Below are 6,887 nucleotides of genomic sequence, written 5' to 3'. Positions count from 1 at the left end.
TCCCCCATCACAAACACCATTTCCAATTTGCGCGGGTTAACCCCCAACTCTACCTCCGCCGACTTTAAAATTTCTTCTTCTTTAAAATTTATTTTCGTAACTCTGCCTATAACAAGTCCTTTAGGAATTAAAAGGTCTTCACCTGAAGTTACAACCATATCGCCTAAATCAATGGACTCGTTTATTAAAATATTCTTCATAAGAGCAGTGGTGCCATAATTTCCAACAACAATACCTTTTGCCCTGCTATTCTGCGACAAGACCAACACTTTCGCATCCGGGTCGTTCAATAATTTAACCGTGGAAGAATTGGGAGAAACAAAACTTATTATGCCTATTAAATAATTTTCATATAAAACGGCGTTCCCCACTTTAACCCCCAAAATCTCCCCCGCATTTAAAACTAGCGAGGCGCTTGAACCAAAACCCGCCCCGGTTACGGAAGCCATTACCATTTTCCGCCCAATATTTTCAGAAAAACCCAGTTGATTTTTTAAGGTTTTATTTTCCAACTCCAACTCAACAACCTGCGCCGACAAAGAAATTTTTTGCTCTTTTATTTTGTAAAGCTCAAAAAGTTCTTCTTTTACACCTCTTATCTTTTTTAAAAACACCACCTCATCCATAGCATTAATTGACAAAGTGTGAATACCAACCTGTACGGGAAACATAAATCTATGAGAAATGCTGTTTAAATATGTAAAAGGAAACAAACCACCCGTTAATAAAAGAACCGCGCTAATTACGAGTAGTTTGTGGCTGACTGTCATAATAATTTGATGGAATTAAATAATTCAGAGGTTTCTAAAATTTTAGCGCACCCCTTGGCAACACAACTCATCGGGTCATCCGCAAGCTTTACTTTAATTTCAGTTTGTTTAGAAATTAAAACCTCTAAACCTTTAACAAGCGAACCACCCCCGCTTAAAGTAATCCCCTGCTTTATAATATCAGGAATAAGTTCTGGGGGAGTGTCTTCAATAGTGTCTTTTATTGCGACAATGAGTGAGTTAATAGGACTGGATATTGCTGATTTAATTTCGGCGCCATTTACTTGCAAAGTTTTAGGAAGCCCCGTTTTTACATCTCGTCCGCGCAAAGAAAAGGTTAGTTTTGCGGATTCGGCATCGGGCAAAACATTGCCTATAGCAATTTTACACTCCTCGGCAGTTTTTTCTCCCACCACTAAATTAAATTCTTCTCTGGCAAAACTTACAATTGCGGAGTCTAACTGGTCGCCGGCGTTTTTTATAGATTTTCCAACCACTATCCCGCCCAAAGAAATTACCGCTATCTCGGTAGTTCCTCCGCCAATGTCCACTATTAAAATCCCAAAAGGTTTGGTAACTTCAAGCCCCGCGCCCACAGAAGACGCAATAGGTTCTTCCACCAAAAAAGCAGTTCTGGCGCCGGCGGTTTTTGCCGCGTCCGAAACCGCTCTTCGTTCCACCTCGGTAATGCCCGACGGGACTCCTAATAAAACACGAGGTTTCGCAAACGCAAACGAGCCTTTATAAAACTTCCTTGATTTATTCAAAAAATAGGAAAGCATCTTATGGGCAATATCAAAATCGCTCACTACCCCCGCTTTTAAAGGGCGGATTACCTCAATTGTGTCGGGGGTTTTTCCAAGCATTTTTTTGGCGTCCACTCCTATTGCCAAGATATCTTTAGTTTTTTTATTTATAGCCACAACCGTTGGCTCGTTTATTATAATCCCCTTCCCTACCGCTAAAACAATGGTATTGGAAGTGCCAAGGTCTATTCCCAAATCGTAAGAAAATTTGTTAAAAAAGTAGTCTAGGAACATAAGAATAGTATAGCATAAATTCAAAGCTCAAATGACAAAATTCAATTCAATCCGCCGGCTGGCGGACAAAATTCAAAATTTAAAACATTTGAATTTAAAAAAAGGATAAACCTTAGTCAAATTGAGTTTTGAATTTGAATTGAATTTTAAATTTTGTCATTTGAATTTACTTTATTCCCCCTTGACATTCCCAAACGCTTTACCTAAAATAAATAGTAATGTCCAAGCCTGCCAAAAACCTTGCCCAATCAAATACCTTTTTTACCGTTGCGAAAACCGCTAAAAACCTTGGTATTTCGCCCTCAACACTTCGCCGATTTGAAGAACAAGGAAAAATTGTAAGTTCAAGAGATAAAAATAACGCGCGACTTTACTCAAAAGAAGAGTTTTTAAAGCTCCAAAAAACCCTTTTAAAAGAGAGGGAAATTAAAGAAAAAAGTAAAATAAAAAAGAAGGCGTTTAAGGCTGGTCTTGTTCCGCAAGCGTACAACCCCATTTTTATACCCACCTCATCAACTCCTCGCGTAAGACCAAGGGCAGTTTACGCAAACGCTCTTTCTAAAACAAGATGGGTGGTAGCAGGAGTGGTCTTAACCTCTCTCGTAATAGCAGGTTTGGGCGGATATGCTTTAAATCTAAAAAGCAGGGACAACGCTATTAAAAAAATGGGGCGGGGGTTGGAAAGTACCGGAAAAGTTGCGGGCGAAAAAGTTATAGCGGACAATTCCACCGAAGAAACCTTTGCGGTTGACCCCTCCATAATAAAAATAACACAAGGGCTAAACCAAAACCCCTCATTACTGGAAGTGCTAATAGAATCAAAATTTTGGCAGGATGTGGAAGCTAGAAAAAAACTGACATTAGAAGACTTGCTGGTTTACGAAAATGCGCAAATTGACGGCTCCTTAAAGGTGGCGAAAGATATTGTGGCGGGGAACGATATAACGGCAAGGGGCGGACTTACTGTGGACGAGGATACTTTAATTGGCTACGACAATACTAAGAAAATAACGATCAATTCTAGGGTAAATTCTAACATTATCCCCTACTCTACCACTACTTATAATTTAGGTTCTTCGTCTTTAAGGTGGAACCAAGCTTGGGGAAAAGACGCTGATTTTTCAGGAAGTTTAGTTGTTGGTGGAACTATGACTCCAACAGGACAAATTCTTCTTTCGGATGGGACATATTCCGCCCCTTCTTTAGCGTTTGCAAGCGACACCAATTCTGGGCTTTATAGGATTTCCGCCGACAAAATAGGTCTAATTACAGGAGGTTTGGCTACTCAAGGGTTAACAATTGACTCCGCAGGACATGTTGGAGTTGGGACAACTGCTCCTGTCCAGAAGTTACATGTTGAAGGTCAGTGTATAACAGGCGATTCGCTATTGGCGATCGCCAAAACTCAAATCTCAAATATCAAATCTCAAAACCAAAACTCAAATCTCAAAACTGAAGAAATTGAATACAAACAAATAAAGGATGTAAAGGCTGGCGATAAAGTTTTATCTCTAAATGAAGAAACGGGAGAGATTGAGCCACACCAAATAAAAGGGCTTTTAGATATGGGAGTAAAACCTGTGTTTAAGCTAACAACCGAGAGTGGTAAAAAAATAAGAACGACCGGAAATCATCCGTATCTTGTAAAAAGTAGCGCGGAATTACTTGCGAGATTTTTGGGGACCTTTGATCAAAGTGGGCAAAACCAGCAAGACAAACCCCAAACCGATAATAGCCAAAATGAGATAAAAAGTCATCAAATCACTCATAATCTTTTCCTTTCAATTAACAATGACAACGACCAAAAAAATAAAGTTACTACTATTCCAGATAGTAACATTATCGGATTTCGTTTGTCAAGGAAAAATGGTACCACCACTGAAACTATCGACACTTGGGCAAGCTCCGCGCAAATAGAGGCCAACCTCTCTAGCTGGGAATTTGTCAACAACGGCGCTTTTTTTAAAACTAACAAAAATATTTCTCCCATTAAAAACTATCCTAACATATTTTCCAGCCAGTTGCTAAACACCTATTGGACAAAGGTAATTTATCTTTCCCCCGGCGATGAAATCGCAGTAGTCGGCGACAAAGGAGACACCTCGGATGGTGGCGCGCTTACTAGCGACGACTCCTCCGAGGTGGGGGAATTTGGCGACATTAAATTTGAGAAAATAGTCTCTATTGAGTATGTAGGAGAAGAACAAGTTTACGATATTGAGGTTGAGAACACACATAACTTTATTGCTAATGGGATTGTCGCGCATAATACTTATGTTAGCGGCAATGTTGGCGTGGGTACCACTAATCCGGGAGTTAAGCTGGATGTCGTCGGCGCAATTACTTCTAGCACCACTATCACAGGCGCAACTCTAACTGACGGCACGGCGTCCTTGTCCTCAGGAACTCTTGACCTTGGAACTAATACCATTACAGACAAAAATCTCACCGGTAACTGGTTAGCTTCTGGATACCTTGGTATTGGAGCTACTAATCCAACATATAAGCTAAATGTGGATGGGAATACTAACTTAACCACAGGTAATGCGTATTACATCAATGGAGCAAGTGTACTTAATGCCACAACGCTAGGTTCTGGCGTCCTCGCTTCATCTTTGACTTCAACCGGAGCTTTGACTGGCGGTTCCATCGCTTCGGGCTTCGGGACAATTGCCACCGCAAATACCATCTCAACATCATCAAATATCTCAACTACCGGAAGCGGCGCAATCACCAGCGCTGGACTTTTGACTGGTTCGGCAGGGGTAACAATAACTGGCGGGACGGCTAATATCAACGCCACAGGAACTAGCGCCACGAACATTGGCAATTCAACAGGGATATTGACTATTGCCAGCGGCGGGGCAAGCGGATGGACAAATACTTCTGGCAATCTGACTTTAGCAACGCTAACCTCAGGCAACATCCTTTTATCCTCGGTTGGCAATGTGGGGGTGGGGACTACCAATCCTTTGGCTAAACTTCATGTGATCGGCGAATGCGTTGTCGGCGATACTCTGCTTCCTATAAAACGGAAAAAGAAAAAACGCAAAGACGGAGATGATGATGACGAAGATGACCCTGAATTTGAAGATCTGCTTATCCCAATCAGAGATGTTCTGCCCGGCGATCTGGTGGCTTCTTTGGATGAGCAAACAGGAAAGATTGTCTATCGGGAAATCAAGAAACTCTTAAACAAAGGTTTTCAAAAAGTTGTCAAAATCACCACTGTTGGCGGCAGGAGCATTGAAACTACTCTTAACCATCCATATTTAACTAAAACCAAAAATCAATGGCTTAAAGTCTCCCAGCTTAAACCGGGTATGAAAATCGCCGTGCCGGAAATCCACAGTCTGAAGCGGACTTTTGCCTTTATTGACGCTTCCAATCTAATGTACGCCGCCTCACGGGTTGGCTGGAAGATGGACTATGAGAAATTGGCCTCATACCTTCACTACCGTTTTGGCGCCACTCGCCTGCTCTTTTACGGCGGAGTTGACCGAACCAACAAAAAACAGCTTGGCTTTTATAAAAAGCTAAAAGAGTTTGGCTATGAATTAAATTTGATTGATGTCAAGAAGTTTGGCGATGGCAGGAAAAAGGCAGATGTGGATTCACGGTTAACAGTGGAGGCGATGAAGTATGCGAATGATTATGACGAGGCTTTGTTTATTACCGGCGATGGCGATTATCTCTGGCTTTTTAAGCATCTGAAGCAAACAAAGAGAATCAAACTATTATCTTTCAAGCATAATACGGCCAGAGAGCTTAAGAAACTTTTTGGAGCTGAATTTGCCGATCTCGACCGCTTGGAGAAAAAGTTATCTCTCGCCAATAAAAAAGCGACAGACGCGATTGTCGGATCTGCCGCAGGTATTATGAAGAAAGTGTATACCAAAGGAACAGATTTGTCAAGAGGCGGAATTGAATTTGTGGAAATTACCGCCATTGAAGAAACCGGCCGCAAAGAAGTTTTTGACATAGAAGTTGAAGGCACGCATAACTTTGTCGGCAATGACATTATCGCGCATAACACCTATCTCAAAGGCGCGGACCAACTCAATACCTCTTTTTCTTTAAGGACGGGAGACAGCGCGGGAGCGGATAAGTTTGTGGTAACCAACGCCGGCAATGTGGGAATAGGCACCACCAACCCCAGCTATACACTCAATGTCGTAGGAAGCGGATACTTTACCACTACACTTACCAGCGCGGGACTTTTGAAAGGTTCCAATGGCTTGACTTTAACCACAGGCGCCTTGAACCTCACAGCCACCTCCGGTTCGGCCGGACTGACTCTCTCGTCCTCTACTACCGCGTTTAATATAAACAGCGGGGTGTTTAACATTGATACGGCAAATTCAAGGGTGGGGATTGGAACAACTGCTCCCGCAGGATTGTTTGATGTAGCCGCGACCCTTGTGGTCGCCAGCGCTGGTGGAAATGTGGGAATTGGTACCACAAATCCTGGAGTTAAGCTGGATGTCGTCGGCGCAATTACTTCTAGCACCACTATCACAGGCGCAACTCTAACTGACGGCACGGCGTCCTTGTCCTCAGGAACTCTTGACCTTGGGACTAATACCCTCTACGACGGCAATCTTACGGGAAGTTGGGCGTTTAATAACGGGAACTTGTCGGGAATTGGCACACTCGGGGTAGGTTCTACTGCGTCTTTCTCGTCCCTCGTTAATATCGCCTCACTTACTGCTTCGCAAGGAGTGTATACGAATGCTAACAAGAATCTGACATCTACTCCCCCAACAGTTGGGATACTAGGTTATTGGCAGAGAAATGGGACTTTCGTCTCCCCTGCTACCATCTCTGATTATGTAGGTATCGGCACCACTAACCCTTCCGCTCTTTTCTCGGTTGGTGCCGCCTCGCCTTTTACCGTTACCGATGCGGGTTTAGTGACTACCAGCGGAGGGGCAACCATTACCGGAACGGCGAATATAAACGCAACGGGGACTTCGTCCACCACTATCGGCAACGCTACGGGAACTTTGACCTTGCACGGAGCGACCACCTTGGATAACACTTTTACTGTTTCAGGAAACAATCTCACTTCTCTTGG

The 6,887-nt window shown here is 42.9% G+C and carries 3 protein-coding genes; 1 reads left to right on the top strand and 2 read right to left on the bottom strand.

All coding sequences use genetic code 11. The features are described from left to right. On the bottom strand, nt 1-770 hold a 770-nt coding region (locus KJ678_00015), incomplete at its 3' end, for a rod shape-determining protein MreC (GenBank protein ID MBU1016538.1). Further along, complete coding sequence (locus KJ678_00010) at nt 767-1,810, bottom strand: rod shape-determining protein (GenBank protein ID MBU1016537.1); 1,044 nt, start codon at nt 1,808-1,810, stop codon at nt 767-769. The genes KJ678_00010 and KJ678_00015, both read right to left, overlap by 4 nt. A gap of 218 nt (nt 1,811-2,028) precedes the next feature. On the opposite strand from KJ678_00010, the gene KJ678_00005 reads away from it, so the two are divergent. Beyond that, the coding region (locus tag KJ678_00005) for an NYN domain-containing protein (protein MBU1016536.1) at nt 2,029-6,887 on the top strand (4,859 nt) is incomplete at its 3' end.

Source organism: Patescibacteria group bacterium, assembly GCA_018817085.1.
Lineage (GTDB): Bacteria > Patescibacteriota > WWE3 > CG2-30-40-12 > CG2-30-40-12 > CG2-30-40-12.
The sequence above is the reverse complement of the archived record's forward strand: the minus strand, read 5'-3'. Positions and strand labels throughout refer to the sequence as shown.